The sequence below is a fragment of the Zhongshania sp. genome, assembly GCF_041584495.1.
Classification (GTDB): Bacteria; Pseudomonadota; Gammaproteobacteria; order Pseudomonadales; family Spongiibacteraceae; genus Spongiibacter.
The window spans coordinates 1-19258 of the sequence record NZ_JBFHDY010000069.1 but is presented as its reverse complement, the minus strand read 5'-3'; the positions used below and the strand labels follow the sequence as shown (position 1 = coordinate 19258).

At 50.6% G+C, this 19258-nt stretch carries 17 protein-coding genes; 6 read left to right on the top strand and 11 right to left on the bottom strand.

What is annotated here, in order from left to right; genetic code table 11:
* Positions 1-373 precede the first annotated feature (373 nt).
* The gene (locus ABYP33_RS11945) at positions 374-745 is read right to left on the bottom strand and encodes a nuclear transport factor 2 family protein (RefSeq protein WP_373091188.1); all 372 of its coding nucleotides are present in this window, start codon (positions 743-745) and stop codon (positions 374-376) included.
* 171 nt (positions 746-916) lie between these two features.
* Here ABYP33_RS11945 and ABYP33_RS11940 point away from each other — a divergent pair, with 171 nt between their 5' ends.
* Positions 917-3037 carry a carboxy terminal-processing peptidase gene (locus ABYP33_RS11940; RefSeq protein WP_373091186.1) on the top strand — a complete coding sequence of 707 codons (2121 nt, stop codon included), beginning with the start codon at positions 917-919 and terminating at the stop codon, positions 3035-3037.
* A gap of 54 nt (positions 3038-3091) precedes the next feature.
* Here ABYP33_RS11940 and gorA read toward each other — a convergent pair whose 3' ends face one another.
* Genes gorA through ABYP33_RS11905 form a run of 7 tightly spaced genes read right to left on the bottom strand, consistent with a single transcriptional unit; the run spans position 3092 to position 11910 of the window.
* Positions 3092-4462, bottom strand: coding sequence for a glutathione-disulfide reductase (gene gorA / locus ABYP33_RS11935; RefSeq protein ID WP_373091184.1), 1371 nt, complete (start codon positions 4460-4462; stop codon positions 3092-3094).
* Positions 4463-4517: 55 nt separating this feature from the next.
* On the bottom strand, positions 4518-5921 hold the full coding sequence (gene cysG, locus ABYP33_RS11930; protein ID WP_373091182.1) for a siroheme synthase CysG: 1404 nt from the start codon (positions 5919-5921) through the stop codon (positions 4518-4520).
* Positions 5922-5924: 3 nt separating this feature from the next.
* Positions 5925-7229 (bottom strand): serine--tRNA ligase, encoded by a 1305-nt coding sequence (serS, locus tag ABYP33_RS11925; protein ID WP_373091180.1) that lies wholly within the window; start codon positions 7227-7229, stop codon positions 5925-5927.
* A gap of 45 nt (positions 7230-7274) precedes the next feature.
* Positions 7275-7652 carry a fluoride efflux transporter CrcB gene (gene crcB / locus ABYP33_RS11920; protein WP_008247849.1) on the bottom strand — a complete coding sequence of 126 codons (378 nt, stop codon included), beginning with the start codon at positions 7650-7652 and terminating at the stop codon, positions 7275-7277.
* A gap of 45 nt (positions 7653-7697) precedes the next feature.
* On the bottom strand, positions 7698-8960 hold the full coding sequence (locus tag ABYP33_RS11915) for a replication-associated recombination protein A (RefSeq protein ID WP_373091193.1): 1263 nt from the start codon (positions 8958-8960) through the stop codon (positions 7698-7700).
* Positions 8961-8995: 35 nt separating this feature from the next.
* Complete coding sequence (gene lolA, locus ABYP33_RS11910; RefSeq protein ID WP_373091179.1) at positions 8996-9598, bottom strand: outer membrane lipoprotein chaperone LolA; 603 nt, start codon at positions 9596-9598, stop codon at positions 8996-8998.
* 11 nt (positions 9599-9609) lie between these two features.
* Positions 9610-11910, bottom strand: a complete 2301-nt coding sequence (locus ABYP33_RS11905; RefSeq protein WP_373091191.1) for a DNA translocase FtsK — start codon at positions 11908-11910, stop codon at positions 9610-9612.
* Positions 11911-12150: 240 nt separating this feature from the next.
* Here ABYP33_RS11905 and trxB point away from each other — a divergent pair, with 240 nt between their 5' ends.
* The 4 genes from trxB (at position 12151) to infA (ending at position 14896) form a co-directional block, all read left to right on the top strand.
* The gene (gene trxB, locus ABYP33_RS11900) at positions 12151-13101 is read left to right on the top strand and encodes a thioredoxin-disulfide reductase (protein WP_373091177.1); all 951 of its coding nucleotides are present in this window, start codon (positions 12151-12153) and stop codon (positions 13099-13101) included.
* Between the two features lie 18 nt (positions 13102-13119).
* A complete protein-coding gene (gene aat / locus ABYP33_RS11895) occupies positions 13120-13845 on the top strand; it encodes a leucyl/phenylalanyl-tRNA--protein transferase (RefSeq protein ID WP_373091176.1) in 726 nt (241 codons plus the stop codon).
* On the top strand, positions 13797-14546 hold the full coding sequence (locus tag ABYP33_RS11890; protein WP_373091175.1) for an arginyltransferase: 750 nt from the start codon (positions 13797-13799) through the stop codon (positions 14544-14546). The genes aat and ABYP33_RS11890 overlap by 49 nt, the downstream gene beginning before the upstream one ends.
* Positions 14547-14677: 131 nt before the next feature.
* On the top strand, positions 14678-14896 hold the full coding sequence (gene infA, locus ABYP33_RS11885) for a translation initiation factor IF-1 (protein WP_008247839.1): 219 nt from the start codon (positions 14678-14680) through the stop codon (positions 14894-14896).
* Between the two features lie 10 nt (positions 14897-14906).
* On the opposite strand, the gene clpA is transcribed toward infA, so the two are convergent.
* Both clpA and clpS read right to left on the bottom strand, forming a co-directional pair.
* A complete protein-coding gene (gene clpA / locus ABYP33_RS11880; RefSeq protein ID WP_373091174.1) occupies positions 14907-17186 on the bottom strand; it encodes an ATP-dependent Clp protease ATP-binding subunit ClpA in 2280 nt (759 codons plus the stop codon).
* A gap of 31 nt (positions 17187-17217) precedes the next feature.
* Positions 17218-17547, bottom strand: coding sequence for an ATP-dependent Clp protease adapter ClpS (clpS, locus tag ABYP33_RS11875; RefSeq protein ID WP_373091189.1), 330 nt, complete (start codon positions 17545-17547; stop codon positions 17218-17220).
* 213 nt (positions 17548-17760) lie between these two features.
* Between clpS and cspD the strand changes: the two genes are divergently transcribed.
* Entirely contained in the window at positions 17761-17976 is a 216-nt protein-coding gene (gene cspD, locus ABYP33_RS11870) for a cold shock domain-containing protein CspD (protein WP_008247833.1), read from the top strand.
* 50 nt (positions 17977-18026) lie between these two features.
* Here the strand turns inward: cspD and icd are convergent.
* A partial coding sequence (icd, locus tag ABYP33_RS11865) for an NADP-dependent isocitrate dehydrogenase (RefSeq protein ID WP_373091173.1) occupies positions 18027-19258 on the bottom strand: 1232 nt, incomplete at its 5' end.

Below are 19258 nucleotides of genomic sequence, written 5' to 3'. Positions count from 1 at the left end.
GTTGGCAAGCTGCCTTGCCCGAGAAAATGCCTCGCGATAGGTGCAACGATGACGAGGGTTGTCTGCGGTAACAGACACTATTTCTACTCCGCCATTCACGCGTTCTGCATGTTTCATTAGCGATGTGATGGTGAGCTGGGTATTCATCATGGCATTTATCATTTTTATTACTCCCCTAAAAGTGTTCAGCAATTGCCGCTATTATTTAAAGTGTCTTGAATTAGCTACCGAACAAAACGCTTACCCCATCAATATTTATTGGTGATACAGCCAGCTCGGGCGTTTGATCGGCGCTGTTGCTCTGTTGCCGACAAATGTAAATATAATGATTTTCAAAGGAATACAATATCACTCTGAGCAATTTAAAATGTTTTCAGGGCGTACTCATATTGACCTCGCTCCAAAATGCCTTCATCGCGACAACCCTGTTTTCATCATTGAAGCTAAACTGGTCAATGATTTCCATACGCACTTCGCCGTTACCGGGATTTAACTCAACCACAAAGGGAAAAACCGCATGATTGGCGGCCAAACGCACGGCGCCGTCAAGCCGCGCAGAAATTCCGGAACTAAATCCCACTTCATAGAATCGAAGAATGGCAGCTTTACCGATAATCAGCTCGCTTCCAACAGGATCTTCAATGGTGGCATCGTCCGTAAACAAGTCGTCAATGGCAGCTATATCATGGGTCGATAATGCCTTTATATAGCGCTCTACTGCTGCAATTTTGGGATTTTTACTCACGTCAAATAGCTCCAACAGGTTCAATAGTAGACCTTTTTAGTGTAACGCGGTATATCACTGAGGAATATGTCATTTTTTATTAATAGGGCTTCGAATCTCGCTCAGCGCTGTAATCAGTGCCGCAGCGGTGTAATATACTTAAGATCACTAGACTTTTAGATGCGGTATTTAATGGTTAATAAAAGATTTACCCGCAGTTACTGCGTTGTAGTTGCTCTTTTCCTTCAATTGAGCACTGCCTGGGTTTCGGCCGAAGCGATAAAGCCACTCGCGCCCGAAACAAGTCATTCCACAGCCATTCGCGACATGGTTAAGCAGCTCGGCACCCGCCACTACGTAAAACTCGCCTTAAACGACGATTTGTCCTCTCATCTGCTCGACTCATTTTTAGATGACTTGGATCCAAATCGACAGTTTTTGCTGCAAAGTGATATCAAGGAATTCCAAAAATACCGAACGAGCTTGGACAATGAGCTTAATAAGGCGCAACTCGACGCCGGCTTCGCAATTTTTAATCGTTACCGCCAGCGCATGATCGACCGCCTCCAAAGCGCGCTAGACACTCTGCCAGAAACCATTAAGGCCATGGACTTCGAAGTGGATGAAGACATTCAACTCGACCGCGCCAAAGAGGCTTGGCCAAAAGACAGTGCCGCCGCAGATGAAATTTGGCGCAAACAGATCAAAAATCGGGTGCTGGGTCTCCAGCTAGCTGGCAAAGACCAAGCGGGCATAATCGACTTGCTCAGCAAGCGCTTTAAAAACCAAATAAAGCGTATGAGCCAGCTTGAGTCCGAAGATGCATTTCAGCTTTATGCCAATGCTTTTGCGTCACTCTACGACCCACACACCGACTATTTCTCTCCGCGTCTATCGGAAAACTTCCAGATCAATATGAGCCTGAAGCTCGAAGGTATTGGCGCCGTATTACAAATGGAAGACGACTACACCAAAGTCGTTCGCTTAGTGCCTGCAGGCCCCGCTGATAAACAGGGGCAATTGCAGCCCGCCGATAAAATCATTGGTGTCGCGCAAGGCAAAAACGGTGAAATGCAAGATGTTATCGGCTGGCGCTTAGACGACGTCGTCGACCTTATTCGTGGCGCCGCTGGCTCCTTTGTACGCCTGGATGTCATTCCTGCAGTCGCGCAAAGCGAAGAAGCCCGCCGGGAAATCATAATTGAACGCAATGAAGTCAAACTCGAAGACCAAAGCGCCAAAGGCGAATTGATCGAGTTTAAAGATAGCCACGGTGTTACACATCACGTCGGCGTGATTGATGTACCCACCTTCTATTTGGATTTTGAGGCCTACCGTTTAGGCGATACGGAATTCCGCAGCACTACCCGCGATGTTCACCGCATTCTTGGCGAATTGCTCAGCCAAGGTGCCGAAGGCATTGTGATTGATCTGCGCGATAATGGCGGCGGCTCTCTTGCAGAAGCAAACGGCATGGTCGGCTTGTTCATTGAATCTGGCCCAACCGTACAAATTCGTCAGTCTAATTCACGGGTCATTCGTGAAGGTAAACGCCGCAGCTCAGCCTACTATTCAGGGCCGCTGGCGGTATTAATCAACCGGATGAGCGCCTCTGCGTCAGAAATTTTTGCTGGTGCCATTCAGGATTATCAGCGCGGTATCGTCATTGGCACACAGTCTTTTGGTAAAGGCACAGTGCAGTCGGTTAACCCCCTGAGTCATGGCCAACTCAAACTCACGGAGTCGAAGTTCTATCGCGTCTCCGGGGACAGCACCCAGAATCGAGGCGTTATTCCCGACATTGCCTTTCCCCCGCTGTACGATCAAGACAAAATAGGCGAGGGCATCCTCGACAACGCCCTGAGCTGGGACCGCATTGAGCGCGCTAATCACCGCTACTACTTCGACCTAAAAGCCGGTCTGCAAACCCTTCAGCGTAAGCACGACAAGCGTATAGCCAAAGACCCTGATTTCTTGTTTTTACAGGAGCAAATCGCGGTTATTGAAAAAATGCGCAGTAAAACGCATTTGTCGCTGAAAATCGATAAGCGCCGCAGTGAACGTGACGAGCAGAAAGCCCTGCAACTGGCGATGGAAAATCGTCGCCGGGTCGCCAAAGGTGAGGAGCCACTAAAAGCCTTAGAAGAAGACAAAACCGACGATGAGGGCATCGCACTCAATGGCGAAACCCCCGCGGACGATACCGATAAAGATAAGAAGAAAGAGCCTGATCCGCTGCTAATTGAAGCCAGCCATATACTGGTAGATGCCATCCCTTACTTTTTACCAGAGCGTCTGGCCAAACAACCCTAGCTTGAAAACCCCTAGCGGCATGATTTGGCGTTAGGGGTCTAACTGCGCAGAACGCTATCGACTTGCCTCACGCATGGTTACAAACTCTTCTGCTACCGTTGGGTGAATGCCAATCGTTGAATCAAAATCAGCCTTGGTGGCACCCGCTTTAATCGCTACCGCTAAGCCCTGAATAATTTCACCCGCATCGGCGCCCAGCATGTGCGCACCAACGACCTTATCGCTCGTTTTATCGACTATTAGCTTTAACAAGGTCTTCGTTTTATTGCCGCTTAGCGTGTGTTTGAGGTGAGTGAAGCGCGAGGTAAATACCGCAATGTCGGTAAATTTGTCTCTTGCCTCTTCTTCGCTATAACCAACGGTGGCCAAGTTGGGCTGCGAGAAAATCGCGGTAGGAATAAAATTGTAATCAACGAGCTTGGCTTCCCCTTTGTATAAGCGTTTAGCGAGGTTCATCCCTTCTGCTAGGGCCACCGGCGTCAATTCCATGCCACCAGTGACATCGCCAACGGCATAGACCGAGGAATCGCTCGTTCGAAAGGTTTCATCAACGGCGATATAACCCTTATCGTTGAGAGTTACGCCGGTATTCTCCAGTCCTAAACCGTCCAACAATGGCTTGCGGCCAGTGGCGTAAAGCACTTGATCGGTGACCATGCTCTCGCCATTTTCTAAGCTCAAGCGATAACGATCGCCCTCTTTTTCAATCGCGGTAACATTTTCGTTAAAACGCAGTTTCACACCTTTGTTGCGCATTTCTTCGGCAAGCTGCTCCCGCATCTCCGTATCAAAGCCACGCAAAAACAAATCTCGGCGGTAGATTTGATCTACTTCTACGCCTAAGCCGTGAAGAATACCGGCAAACTCCGTGGCGATATAACCGCCGCCAACGACAACAGCATGCTTCGGCAAGGTGTCGAGATAAAACACTTCATTAGAGCTGATGGCAAATTCCCGGCCTGGAATATCCGGAATAAAGGGCCAGCCGCCTACCGCGATTAAAATGCGCTTTGCGGTGTATTTCTTGCCGTCGACATTAAGCGTGTGAGCGTCAACAAAACTGGCATGACCATTGAGCAGCTCAACTCCTGCATTACTCAGCAAGTTGCCGTATATACCGTTTAAGCGCTCAATTTCGCGAGTTTTATTGTCGCGCAGGGTCGGCCAATCAATCGGCTGAACCGCGCTTTGCCAGCCAAAGCCTTGGGCATCCTTAAAATCTTCACGATAGTGTGCCGCGTAGCTAAACAGCTTTTTAGGGACGCAACCCACATTCACGCAGGTGCCACCCAAATAGCGAGATTCGGCAATGGCAACCTTGGCACCAAAACCCGCCGACATCCGTGCGGCTCTAACACCGCCGGAGCCTGCGCCGATCACAAATAAATCGTAGTCGTACTCAGTGTCAAAACCTTGCTGCGTCATTGCGCCTCCGTAGATGGGTGTTTATCGGAATTGAGAGTCGATTGCCGTGGTGATGTTACACCGGGTCGTTGGCGAGATCGTAATGTTCATACCAGGCGAGCTTTTCACGCAGTTTCACCACCTCACCGACAATAATGAGAGTTGGCGCTTGCACAGGTTCCTTAGCGAGGCGTTCAACCATGGTCGCCAAAGTAGCCACCACCACCTTCTGCTGAGGCGTCGTGCCCTGCTGAATAACCGCGATTGGCGTGTCACCACCGCGACCGTGGGCAATCAGCTGCGCGCAAATACTCGGCAAGCCCACCAAGCCCATATAAAACACCACGGTTTGCGTCGGGTGAACGAGTTCTGCCCACGGCAAATTCAAACTGTGGTCTTTTAAATGGCCGGTAACAAAACGCACCGACTGCGCGTAATCACGGTGCGTAAGTGGAATACCGGAATAACTCGCACAGCCAGAGGCGGCAGTAATCCCCGGAACTACCTGAAAAGGAATTTTTTCTTCGGCAAGCTCTTCTATTTCTTCGCCGCCACGGCCAAAAATAAACGGGTCGCCCCCCTTCAGGCGCGCAACTTTCTTGCCTTCCTTGGCGTATTTGACCAGTAGCTTGTTTATATCTTGCTGGGGGACGGCGTGATCGGCTCTCGCTTTACCCACATACACCCGCTCAGCGTCTTTGCGGCACATATCAACGATGGCTGGTGCAACCAAGCGATCATAAAGCACCACATCTGCCCGTTGTAACAGGCGCAGCGCCTTAAAGGTCATTAAATCGGGGTCGCCCGGGCCCGCACCTATTAAATATACTTCACCGCCCGCCGAGACTTCGGCTTTATCAATAGCCTTGCTGAGCATGTCTGCAGCAGCCTTGTCTTTGCCCGCAAACACCATTTCGGCGATTGGCCCCTGAAGCGTTTGCTCCCAAAAGTGCCGACGTTCTTCAATATCGTCAAACCGGACTTTCACGGCATCGCGAAAATTGCCCACGAGCTGCGCTAAACGCCCAAAGGACCCCGGAATACTCGCCTCGAGGCGTGACCGCATTATCCTCGCCAACACCGGACTCTTGCCACCACTACTCACCGCAATCACCAGTGGTGAGCGATCAATAATAGCAGGTAATATCACACTGCAAAGCGCCGGATTATCGACTACATTCACCGGAATCTGGCGAGCGTGACAGGCCTCTGAGACTCGCTTGTTTAAGGCCTCATCGTCGGTTGCGGCGATAACAAGAAATACCTCATCCAAGAGATAGTCGCCGTAATCGCCGCGAATGCATTCGCCCCCGGAGTTCATGCACAGGGTCGCCAGCTCGGGCAAAATCTCATGGGCAACAAGCCGTAATTGGGCGCCTGACTTACACAGTAGTCGCGCTTTGCGGAGCGCTACTTGCCCTCCGCCCACCAATAAACAGGGCTTATTACGCAGATCGGTGAACAGCGGCAAAAAATCCATGGCTTAGCAGTCTCCAGCTTGTAGGATTTCGAGTCCGCCCAAATAACCGCGCAGCGCTTGTGGTACTCGCAATGAGCCATCGGCCTGCTGATAATTTTCCAAGATAGCAACCAAAGTGCGCCCCACAGCCAAACCAGAACCGTTTAAGGTATGAAGTAATTCAGGCTTACCGGTTTCCGGATTGCGCCAGCGCGCCAGCATTCTACGGGCTTGGAAATCGCCAAAATTGCTGCAAGACGAAATTTCTCGGTAAGCACTCTGCCCTGGCAGCCACACTTCTAAATCATAGGTTTTCCGCGCTGAAAAACCTAAGTCGCCACCACACAAAATGACTTTGCGGTACGGCAGTTCTAATAATTGCAAAATAGCTTCTGCGTGGCCGGTCAATGTTTCCAAGGCCTCGTCTGACTGATCGGGACGCACAAACTGCACTAACTCGACTTTTTCAAATTGATGCTGACGAATCATGCCCCGAGTATCGCGACCATAACTGCCCGCCTCACTTCTAAAACAGGGGGTGTGACAGGTAAAGCGCAAGCCTTTATCAAGCTCACTGGCTTCGACAATTGCGTCACGAAACATATTAGTGACCGGCACTTCGGCCGTCGGAATCAAGTAATACTCAGAGTCGCCCTGCAATTTAAATAAATCAGCTTCAAATTTAGGTAACTGACCAGTGCCACGCAGTGACTCGGCGTTGACCATATAGGGCACATACACCTCTTTATAGTCGTGTGCACCGATATGGGTGTCTAGCATCAATTGAATTAACGCGCGGTGCATTCTGGCAAGGCCGCCGCGCATAACAGAAAAACGACTGCCAGTGATCTTGGCCGCGGTATCAAAATCGAGACCACCAAGATTTTCGCCCACATCGACGTGGTCTTTGACCTCAAAATCAAATTCCCGAGGCTGCCCCCAGCGCAATACTTCAACATTACAGCTCTCGTCCTTGCCCTCGGGTACCTCATCGGCAGGTAGGTTCGGTACCGCCATCAATAATTGATCGAGGGCGTCATTGGCGTCTTTTGCTTGTTGCTTAAGGGCTTCGAGCTCAGATTCTATTTTGGCGAGGGTTTCGTTTACTTGGGCCTTAGCGTCATCAACACTCATACCGGATTTAATCAGTTCGCCAACTTGTTTGGAGGCCTTTTTACGCTCAGCCAACAGGTTCTGGCTATTGATATCGGCTTGCTTGCGACTGGCATCAAGGGCGTCGAACTCGGCAGCATCAAAGGGGAAGTACTTTTTATTCAGCGCCTCGGCAATGGCCTTTGAGTCCTGCCGAACCTGCTTAATATCTAACATTAAAATAAATCTCCAAGCATCTGTATTTGTTCATTAAATTTTTAATTAAATAGCACGTAAAAAAACAATTCCTAACCAGCAGGCGAGCACGCAACTAATCACCGTACTAAGCATATACGCCAAGGCCAAGATCACTTTTCCGGCCTCGAGCAACGCAACCGATTCAAGTGAAAACGTGGAAAAAGTGGTGAATGCGCCCAGAAAACCCACGATCAAAACATAGCGCCAATCGGCATGCAGTGCCGATTTTTCCGTGATCAGCACATAAACCGCACCGATCACAAAAGAACCAATAAAATTGACCGCAAAAGTGCCCAGCGGCCAATAGGCCTGAGCCAAGCAATGACTCACAATGCGGCCGACACCGTAGCGGCTTAGCGCACCAGAAGCCCCACCAAGGGCGATTAGTAGATATATTTGCACGTAAAAACGGTCTCCAGACTGGGTGACTATTCTACCCCATTCAAATCAACGATAACGCTTGTGGCTGGCACTATCATCAAGCGCTTGCAAATATCGCAGTTTTTCGGCAATTTTTTTCTCAAGTCCACGGTTTACCGGCTGATAGTAGACCCGATCTTTGATCTCTTCGGGCAGGTAACTCTCTCCTGCCGCGTAGGCATCTGACTCGTCATGAGCATAGCGGTAGCCCCCACCAAAGCCCTGCTCCTTCATCATACCCGTGGGCGCATTGCGTAAATGCATGGGCACCTCATAACTCGGTGACGCCGCAATTTCTTTGCGTACCGCATTATACGCGGTGTAGACCGCGTTACTTTTGGGGGCGGCGGCGAGATAACACACTGCCTGCGCCATGGCTAACTCTCCTTCCGGGCTGCCAAGGCGCTCTTGGGTTTCCCATGCATCTAAGCATAACCGCAATGCCCGAGGATCTGCATTGCCAATATCTTCACTGGCCATACGCACTAAACGCCGGGCGACATATAAAGGCTCACAACCGCCATCAAGCATACGCGCAAACCAATACAGGGCGCCGTCTACCGAGCTGCCTCGTACCGATTTGTGCAATGCGGAAATCTGTTCGTAAAACAGATCGCCACCCTTATCAAAACGCCGGGGCTGACCACTCAACACTTGGTCGATGATGCCCGCTGTTAATTCCGTGCTGCTACTATTGCGCCCCAGCATGTCGCCCGCAATTTCAAGGACATTCAGCGCGCGGCGACCATCACCGTCAGCGTGGCGAGCAATGCGTTCAATTTGATCTGGGGCGAGTTGCCAGCCTTCGCAGCGGGCCGCGTGAGTGACAATATCCACAATCGCCGCGTCGCTGAGGGGGTTTAATTGATAAACCTGCGCTCTGGAGAGCAAGGCATTATTGATTTCAAAGGACGGGTTTTCAGTGGTCGCGCCAACAAAAATAATCGTACCGTCTTCAACAAAAGGCAAAAATGCGTCTTGTTGAGACTTATTAAAACGGTGCACTTCATCGATAAATAAAATGGTGCGGCGCTGGAAAAACTGCTGCTGCTTTGCGTCATCAACCGCCGCGCGAATATCTTTCACTCCGGCTAAAACAGCTGAAATACTAATAAAGTGCGCGTCACAGAGCTGGGCGATGAGTTGCGCCAAGGTGGTTTTACCCACACCGGGTGGGCCCCAGAAGATCATGGAGTGCAGCTGACCGGAATCTAAGGCACGTCGAAGCGGTTTATCTGGCGCTAGCAGATGATCTTGACCAAGGTAGTGATCAAGGGTTTGGGGTCGCATCCGCGCAGCCAGCGGTGCCTTGCTGGCTGTTTCAGTCAAGACTTCTGGACCTCGGCCTGGTTGAATTCAAATTCCCGATCACTAAAACGATTATCGTATTTGGGATTAATAAACTCGATTTTAGTGGTTTGCTCTAGCGTGTCGGTCAAGCGCATTCCGGTGAGTTTACCCCAAGTAAACATCAGCACCATTTCGGTAAAGGAGCCAGGTTCCTTGGGCAGCAGGATAAATTCACGGGCATTGCCATTCTTTTTGACGCTAACATCGTACTGCGCGGCAAGCTGATCAATCGTCATACTGATAATCATGGCCGGTGTTTGCGCTAAATTGGCGTCAAACGGCTCAGTATTCAACTGTTCTAGGTCTGCGTCATAACGCCAAACCGTTTTACCATTACTGACTAAGAGGTAATGAAAGGGCTCGGTGCTTTCCCAGCGAATTTTATTCGGCCGCTTTAGCGCGATAGTGCCCTTGCTCTCTTGCAGCAATTGACCGTCGACATCTTTTACTTGCTGAACAAACTTCGCATTCAGGCTTTGCGCGCCAGAGAGATGCAGGTGCAGTTGCGCTACATCACCCTCAGCATATGCGGTCATGGTAAAAACGGACAAACACAAAACAATAAAGAATTGGCGCATGGATTCTACTTCTATTCAAATGGAGGTGGAGCCAGTACGTCGCGACTACCGTTACTGGCCATCTCAGTTACGACACCGGCAGCCTCCATTGTTTCAATTAATCGAGCGGCGCGATTATAGCCGATTCGCAATTTGCGCTGCACGGCTGATATTGACGCCCGTCGACTTTTGGTTACATAGGCAACAGCTTCGTCGTAAAGTGCATCCGATTCACCATCATCGCCGCCGCCTTCAGGCGGCATGCCAGGCATAGCGTCGGTGGTGCTGCCCTCTTCCAGCAGACCATCGATATATTGAGGCTCCCCGCGGCGCTTCCAATCGGCGACGACACGGTGCACTTCCTCGTCCGAAACAAAGGCGCCGTGTACCCGAATAGGGATACCTGCTCCCGGTGGTAAATACAGCATATCGCCGTGACCAAGCAGCTGTTCTGCGCCACCTTGATCCAAAATGGTCCGAGAATCGATTTTAGAAGACACCTGAAAACCAATCCGCGTCGGTACGTTGGCCTTAATCAGGCCGGTTATAACATCAACCGAGGGCCGCTGAGTTGCGAGCAAGAGGTGGATACCGGCTGCGCGCGCTTTTTGAGCGATACGCGCGATCAGCTCTTCAACCTTTTTACCTACAATCATCATCATGTCGGCAAATTCGTCTATAACGACAACAATTGACGGTAAAACTTCTAAATCTGGTGCCTGAGCTTCCTCTAGGCCTGCCTGATAGTGATCCTCAGGCTTCCACAGCGGGTCTTTGATCGGCTCACCTGCCAAGATGGCGTCTTTAACCTTGCGGTTAAAACCAGCGAGGTTCCTGACGCCCATTTTCGACATTAACTTATAGCGACGCTCCATTTCCGCCACACACCAGCGCAGACCATTGGCCGCGTCTTTCATGTCGGTAATAACCGGCGTAAGCAAATGGGGAATACCGTCGTAGACCGACAGCTCCAGCATTTTGGGGTCAACCAGCATCAAACGCACTTCTTCCGGCGTTGATTTGTACAAAAGACTGATCAACATGGCGTTAACACCAACCGATTTACCCGAGCCCGTGGTACCCGCGACCAATAAGTGAGGCATTTTGCCGAGGTCAGCACAGACCGGCTCGCCGGAAATATCATGCCCTAAGGCAAGTGTTAGCGGCGACTTGCAGGCATCGAAGGCTTCCGATGACAGCACATCGTGAAAATTAACAATCTCGCGGTCTTCATTGGGAATTTCGATGCCAACATAGGGTTTGCCAGGGATAACCTCCACGACCCGAACACTGACCACGGCGAGCGACCGCGCTAAATCCTTGACCAAATTAGATATCTTACTAACTTTCACCCCCGCATCTGGCTCTAACTCAAAACGCGTAATAACGGGCCCGGGGAACACGGCGATGACTTTTGCCGACACACCAAAGTCGAGCAATTTAATTTCCAGTAGGCGCGACATAGCCTCAAGGGTCTCCGGCGAATACCCTCGGTCAGGGTTGTGAACAGCCTTGTCGAGTAAACTTAAAGACGGCAAGGTCCCCGTGACAGGGCCTTCGAACAAAGACTTTTGGCGCTCTTTGTCTGGCCGTGCAGACTTTACTACCGGCTTTGGCGGCGGTGCAATTTGCGGTGGTATGCGGGTCTTTTGAATTTCAGTTTTTTTCGCTACGGATTCGTGGCGCCGCTGCTTGGCCGCAGCCGCCTTCCGACGCTCTTCGCGCGCCACTTTATAGCTATACACCGCTTCACGGCCACGATCAAACAATCGCAACGTGGCAGCGCCAAGCGCATCCATGAGCCGAATCCACGATAAATCGGTAAACACAGTTAAACCAAATAACAGTATGGCAATTAATAATAGGCGGCTGCCAAACTCGTTAAAGGAGGTCATCGTGGCATTGCCGACGGCGTCGCCCAATACCCCGCCTGCGCCAAACGGCAGCCCGCTATTGCCATAATCGCCATTGGCCGCTAGACCAGTACTGGAAATCATCACCAAAATCAGGCCGATAAAACGCAGTACAAAAATCAGGGTATCAAAGCCCGCCGGGCGGTAGCGCTCCTTAAATAGCCGCCAAGCTCTAAAACCCAGCATCGCCGGAAACAAATAGGCCATATAACCAAATAAGGCGAAGAACACGTCAGCCAACCACGCCCCTACCGGGCCACCAGCATTTGCAATCCGGTCGCCATTACCGGTGCGCGACCAGCCCGGATCATTGCCGCTATAACTGAGTAGGGACACAAAAATGTAAATGCACACGGCAACAAAGGCGATCAACAAGCCCTCGCGCAAGCGCAAATTCAAAATTTCACGGTTTTCTACCATGGCTGCTGATGTTGGTTTTGGCAAAAGAAAACGATTTCCTAAATTTACACGTAAAAGACGCAAGCCCTATGACAGGCGTTGAAAAAGCGAAAAGTGGCCCAATATTAGCACTATGTCATAAGACTTGTCGCCGCACACAGTTTTTGCCGCGCCTATGGAATTACCCTATGATATGCGTCTATTTTCAGTCATCCCGGATTGAACTAAGTTCAATCCCCCTGCTTGGAACACAGTGAATCTATGAGCGACAGCCAACACCACCGTTTGATCATCCTCGGCTCCGGCCCTGCCGGCTACACTGCTGCGGTTTACGCTGCCCGCGCCAACTTGAACCCCGTGGTCATCACCGGTATTCAACAAGGCGGCCAACTAACGACCACCACTGACGTCGACAACTGGCCTGGCGACCAAAATGGCGTGCAAGGCCCCGAGTTAATGCAGAGAATGCAAGAGCACGCAGAGCGTTTCGACACCAAGGTGCTATTTGATCACATTGAGTCTGTCGATCTAAAAGACAAGCCATTCACGCTCACAGGCAGCAAGACTTATACCTGCGATGCGCTGATTATCGCGACGGGCGCCTCAGCGCAATACCTCGGCCTCCCTTCTGAAGATGCATTTATGGGCAAGGGTGTATCCGCATGCGCGACCTGTGACGGCTTTTTCTACCGTGGCAAGAAGGTCGCCGTTATTGGCGGCGGTAATACCGCGGTAGAAGAAGCGCTATATCTGTCGAACATCGCATCTGAAGTCACGCTGGTACACCGTCGCGACAGCCTGCGCTCTGAAAAGATTTTGCAGGACAAACTGCTAGAGCGCGCCGCAAACGGCAATATTAATATTCTCTGGAATCACCAGCTGAACGAAGTCCTTGGCGACGACAGCGGTGTAACAGGCTTGCGCCTAAACAGCACTAAAGGTGAAGGCTGTCAAGAAATTGACGTCGCCGGCGTATTTATCGCCATTGGCCACAAGCCCAACACAGATATTTTCCAGGATCAGCTCGACATGAAAGACGGCTACCTGAAAATTCACAGCGGCACAGAAGGCAACGCGACCCGTACTAGCGTCGAAGGTGTCTTTGCGGCTGGCGATGTTGCCGACCACATTTACCGCCAAGCGGTCACATCTGCCGGTTTCGGCTGTATGGCTGCACTGGATGCTGAGCGTTATCTCGACGACTTAGCGTAATCGCGAGTACATCAGCCGATGTCTAGCATACCTTGGCTTGATCCGGCTGATCTGAGCTTTCCCCCTATTGAGTCGGCACTCGACGACCCCGACGGCCTTTTGGCCGCTGGCGGCGATCTCCGCCTACCCCGCCTACTTAATGCTTATCGGCAGGGCATCTTCCCGTGGTATGAAGAATCTCAGCCGGTATTGTGGTGGTCGCCACAACCTCGCGCTGTGCTGCGTCCCGAACACTTGTATATTAATCGCAGCCTTCGCAAAGCCCTACGCCGAAATGATTTTGAGGTCAGCTTTGACCGCGATTTTGCCGGCGTCTTACTCGGCTGCGCCCAGCTTAGCCCAAAACGCCCAGGCACGTGGATCACCGATGACATGCGCAAGGCTTACCAAGAGCTGCACAACGCCGGCTGGGCACACTCAGTCGAAGTCTGGCGCGACAATAAATTAATTGGCGGGCTTTACGGCGTGGCAATTGGCCGCATGTTTTATGGCGAGTCGATGTTTAGCCGGGCAGCCAATGCCTCCAAGATTGCCTTTATCCACCTCTGCGGCCAACTTCAAGAATGGGGTTTCCCACTCATTGATTGTCAGGTGAGTAACGATTATCTTGACAGTATGGGCGCAGAGGAAATGGATCGTGCGAGCTTTAAACAATGCCTACAAATGTACACCACCAAGGAATCCAAATCCGGTAAATGGACCTTGGATTGGTATTACGGCAAACCGCCATCGGCCAACCCATGACTGACCCGCAACAACTCAAGCTTTACGCGACCCACCCTCACCCCTGCAGCTATTTTGCGGACCGGGAAGCCAAAACCATTTTCATTGATCCCGAGGCCAAAATTTCTGGCCCGGTGTACAGCGAATTATCGCGGCGTGGGTTTCGACGCAGTGGCAACCACCTCTACCGTCCCGACTGCGGCACATGCAAAGCCTGTATTGCCAGCCGAGTCCCCGTTACACTATTTAGGCCTTCACGCACCCAGCGTCGCGTTGAGAAGCGCAATAGTGACTTGGTCGCCCACATACTATCGGCACCGAACGCCGATGCCTACCCGCTTTATGAAAAATACATCAATGGCCGCCATCGTGATGGCGATATGTACCCGCCCTCTAAAGACCAGTTTGATGATTTCTTAGGCCTCGGCACTGAAGACACACAACATGTGCATTTTTATCTCGGCGACACACTAGTTGCCGTTGCGGTTACCGATGTGCTGAATGACGGATTATCGGCAATTTACACATTTTACGACCCCGAATACCCCAGGCGCAGCTTGGGTGTTTACGGTATACTTTGGCAAATCGCGCACTGTCGCGACCTCGCCCTGCCCTATCTTTACCTAGGCTACTGGATTCGAGACTGCCAAAAAATGCGCTACAAAACCGACTACAAGCCCATCGAGCTGCTTATGAGCGACCGCTGGTTGCGCTTAACCTAGTGATATTAGCCCAATTGCCCCGGCAAATTGCCAACACGATCAAATTAGGGCAAAATGCGCGCAGTTTTGATGGCCACCAAGGCTAAAGTGCATCGCACTCAATTTTAAAAACTCTCGAGGATAGTTGCCGAATGGCGAAAGAAGACCAGATCGAAATGGAAGGCGAAGTCATCGACACCTTGCCGAACACTACTTTTCGCGTGCGCTTAGAAAACGGCCACGTTGTTACTGCCCATATCTCAGGCAAAATGCGTAAGCATTACATACGGATTCTAACGGGTGACAAGGTCAAGGTGGAATTAACCCCCTATGACCTAAGCAAAGGCCGCATCACTTTCCGCGGCCGTTAATAAATACCTGCTAATCGCAGGTCTGGCCCGCCTCTTCTTCTACTGCTTCTGCAGCAAGGGCCAGCGTGTCACCTTTCACAGTGACATTGACCACTCCACCGCATTTTTCCAAGCTGCCAAACAAGACCAGCTCGGCCAGTGGCTTTTTAATATGCTCTTGGATAATCCGCGCCATTGGCCGGGCCCCCATGTGCTTGTCGTAACCGTGCTCCACCAGCCAGTGCCGCGCATCGTCGTCTACATGCAAGACCACCTTCTTGTCATCTAATTGAGCCTGCAATTCAACCAAGAATTTATCAACCACGGTCAACACCACATCGGGCTGCAGCGACTCAAAGGCAATAATGCTATCGAGACGGTTGCGAAACTCTGGCGTGAACAAGCGATTAATCGCTTCGGTTGAATCCGTCTGATTATCCTGCTCAGTAAAGCCAATTGAACGACGACTAATGCTTTCTGCACCGGCGTTAGTGGTCATAACAAAGATCACATTGCGAAAATCTGCCTTGCGACCATTGTTATCGGTCAGCGAACCGTGATCCATAACCTGCAGTAACAGATTGAACAGATCAGGGTGAGCCTTTTCAATCTCGTCCAGCAACACCACCGAGTGCGGATGTTTGGTGACCGAGTCAGTTAACAAGCCACCCTGATCAAAACCAACATAGCCTGGAGGCGCGCCGATTAGCCGAGAGACCGTGTGGCGCTCCATATACTCTGACATATCAAAGCGAATAAGCTCCAACCCCAGCAATTTAGCTAACTGACGGCAAATCTCAGTCTTACCAACACCAGTGGGGCCAGCCAACAAAAAACTGCCTATGGGCTTTTCAGGGGACTTAAGACCCGCCCTAGCCAATTTAATTGAGGCGCTGAGCTCAGATACCGCCTTATCTTGACCAAAGACCACCATTTTTAAATTGTCTTCGAGCTTCACAAGTGACGCGCGATCGTCTGAAGACACGCTCTTCGGCGGAATTCGGGCAATCTTTGCAATGATCGCTTCAATTTCCGGAACACCTATTTTCTCAATCCGACTCTCTGGTTTCTGCAGGCGCTGATAGGCGCCTGCTTCATCGATGACGTCGATTGCCTTGTCGGGTAAAAAGCGATCATTTATGTAACGCGCAGATAACTCGGCCGCTGAGCGCAAAGCACCATCGCTGTACTTTAAGTCATGATGGCTTTCAAAGCGCGAGCGTAAACCCTTCAAAATCAAAAACGTATCTTCAACAGACGGCTCATCAACATCGACCTTCTGGAAACGCCGACTTAGAGCGCGATCCTTGTCAAAAATACCGCGATACTCTTGGAACGTAGTCGAGCCTATACAGCGCATCTGCCCAGAACTCAACAGCGGCTTCAATAGGTTTGACGCGTCCATTACGCCGCCTGACGCAGCGCCAGCACCAATAATGGTGTGAATTTCGTCAATAAACAAAATTGCGCCGGGGCGCTTCTTAAGGTCGCCAAGCAAGCCTTTGAGGCGCTTTTCAAAATCGCCACGGTATTTCGTGCCCGCCAGTAAGGCACCCATATCAAGCGAGTAAACCACACTGCCAATTAGGACGTCTGGCACTTCGCCGTCGACAATGCGTTTAGCCAAACCTTCAGCTATCGCGGTTTTACCGACACCCGACTCGCCAACCAACAAGGGATTGTTCTTGCGGCGACGGGTTAAAATCTGGGCAACCCGCTCCACCTCTTCAGCGCGACCAATTAGGGGGTCGATACGACCAGCTTTAGCCTCGGCATTTAAATTAGTGGTGAAATTATCCAGTGGCTTCTGTTCTGGATCACCGCCCTCACCTTCGGCATCTTGATTTTGGTCGTGCTCAATACCCTCTGCACCCGACACTTTGGAAATGCCGTGGGTAATATAATTAACCACATCAAGGCGATTGACACTCTGCGATTTCAAAAAATAAACCGCCTGGCTCTCCTGTTCACTGAAGATCGCCACCAAGACGTTCGCGCCGGTGACCTCCTGTTTACCAGAAGACTGAACATGAAAGACTGCGCGCTGCAGCACCCGCTGAAAACCTAAGGTTGGCTGGGTGTCGCGCTCAACGTCTGTTTCGGGAATTCGCGGCGTGGTGGCCTCAACAAATTCTTTTAACTCGCCCTTGAGTTGCAGCAAGTCTGCACCGCAAGCCACAAGCACTTTAACGGCGGCCTCGTTGTCTGCCAGCGCAAGCAATAAGTGTTCGACGGTCATGAATTCATGCCGACGGCTACGGGCCGATTTAAAGGCCTGGCTCAATGTTGTTTCTAGGTCTTTGCTCAACATAGACTATATTCGCCTTCTGCAATTACCAGTTTTAGTCATCGCTCTCTTCTATCTCAGCAAGCAATGGATGACCGTTATCTCTAGCGTACTGATTCACCAGCGCCGATTTCGTCTCGGCAATGTCTTTGGTAAATATGCCACACACGCCTTTGCCCTTAGTGTGAACCGCCAGCATGACCTGTGTTGCGCGCTGACGATCCAAATAAAAAAAATCCTCTAAAACCTCGATGACAAACTCCATGGGCGTGTAATCGTCATTTAATAAGACCACAGCGTACATACGCGGTTTCTTGAGTTCTGGTTTCGACTCCTGAACTGCAACACCATTTCCGTGATCGTCCTCGTCGGACTTATTCGCCATATTCTGTATATTAATTCGCATTTTCACTGACTTTACCTGAGCTTAGCACCACTGTAACCCTTCGCAATAGGGAAATTCACCAACATCATATCTTACACGCCTTTACTTGACGTCGTGGCCGGACTGTTTTAAAAATGGGGGCGGTATTAACAAATACAAGGCAGTTTTTGTAAAGGTTAGAATAACTATAACGACAATTAAGGAAGAAAGGCTATGCAAAGCGGTGTTGTAAAGTGGTTCAATAACGCCAAAGGTTATGGATTCATCGTCTCCGAAAGCGGCGAAGATGAAATATTTGCTCACTACTCAGCAATTACCATGGACGGTTACAAGACCCTTAAAGCAGGTCAAAACGTCGTATTTAAGGCTGAGCCAGGACCAAAGGGGCTGCACGCAACCGACATAAAAGCAGCCGAAACGTCAGAATAGAACTTACTGATGAGAATACGCCACCAGCTTAGACTGGTGGCGAGGGCTTTTTACGCCATGTGTTTAACAATTGCGTCACCAAACTCAGAACACTTCAGCAAGGTTGCACCTTCCATTAGACGTTCAAAGTCGTAAGTTACGGTCTTGGCCTGAATTGCACCGTTCATGCCAGTGATAATCAGATCCGCCGCTTCGTTCCAACCCATGTGACGCAACATCATTTCGGCAGACAGAATCAATGAACCGGGGTTCACTTTGTCTTGGCCGGTGTACTTAGGCGCAGTACCGTGAGTTGCTTCAAACAGTGCGATGTTATCACTCAGGTTTGCACCTGGCGCAATACCAATACCACCAACTTGGGCAGCCAGTGCATCAGACAAGTAATCACCATTCAAGTTAAGAGTGGCAATAACGCTGTACTCGTCTGGACGCAGCAGCACCTGCTGAAGCATTGCGTCAGCAATAACGTCTTTAATAACGATTTCTTTGCCGGTATTCGGGTTTTTAATGCTCACCCATGGACCGCCATCAATCAAGGTGCCACCGAACTCTTCCATCGCCAGCTCGTAAGCCCAGTTTTTGAAAGCACCTTCGGTGAACTTCATGATATTGCCCTTGTGCACGATGGTCAGTGACGGCAAATCTTGATCAATGGTGTACTGAATGGCTTTACGAACCAGGCGCACAGTACCTTCTTTGGAAACCGGCTTAATGCCGATACCGCATTCCTGCGGAAAACGGATTTTAGTAACACCCATTTCTTCCTGAAAGAACTCAATCACTTTATCTGCTTCTGGCGTACCCGCCTTCCACTCAATGCCCGCATAGATATCTTCTGAGTTCTCACGGAAGATAACCATATTGGTCTTGCCTGGCTCTCTAACAGGTGAAGGCACACCTTCGAACCAACGCACTGGACGCTGACAAACATACAGGTCCAATTCTTGACGCAGCGCCACGTTCAATGAACGGAAACCGCCGCCAACCGGCGTAGTTAACGGGCCTTTAATGCCTACTACGTAGTCTTTGATTGCGTCTAGGGTTTCAGCGGGAAACCAGTCGCCCTCATACAACTCAGCGGCTTTCTCGCCAGTGTAAATTTCCATCCAGCTTATTTTTTTCTTGCCTGAGTAGGCTTTTTCTACGGCTGCATCAACTACGTTGATCATCACCGGAGTAATGTCGACCCCGATGCCATCACCTTCGATAAAAGGTATTACTGGCCGATCGGGTACGTTCAGGGAAAGATCCGCATTAACGGTGATTTTCTCGCCCTCTGCAG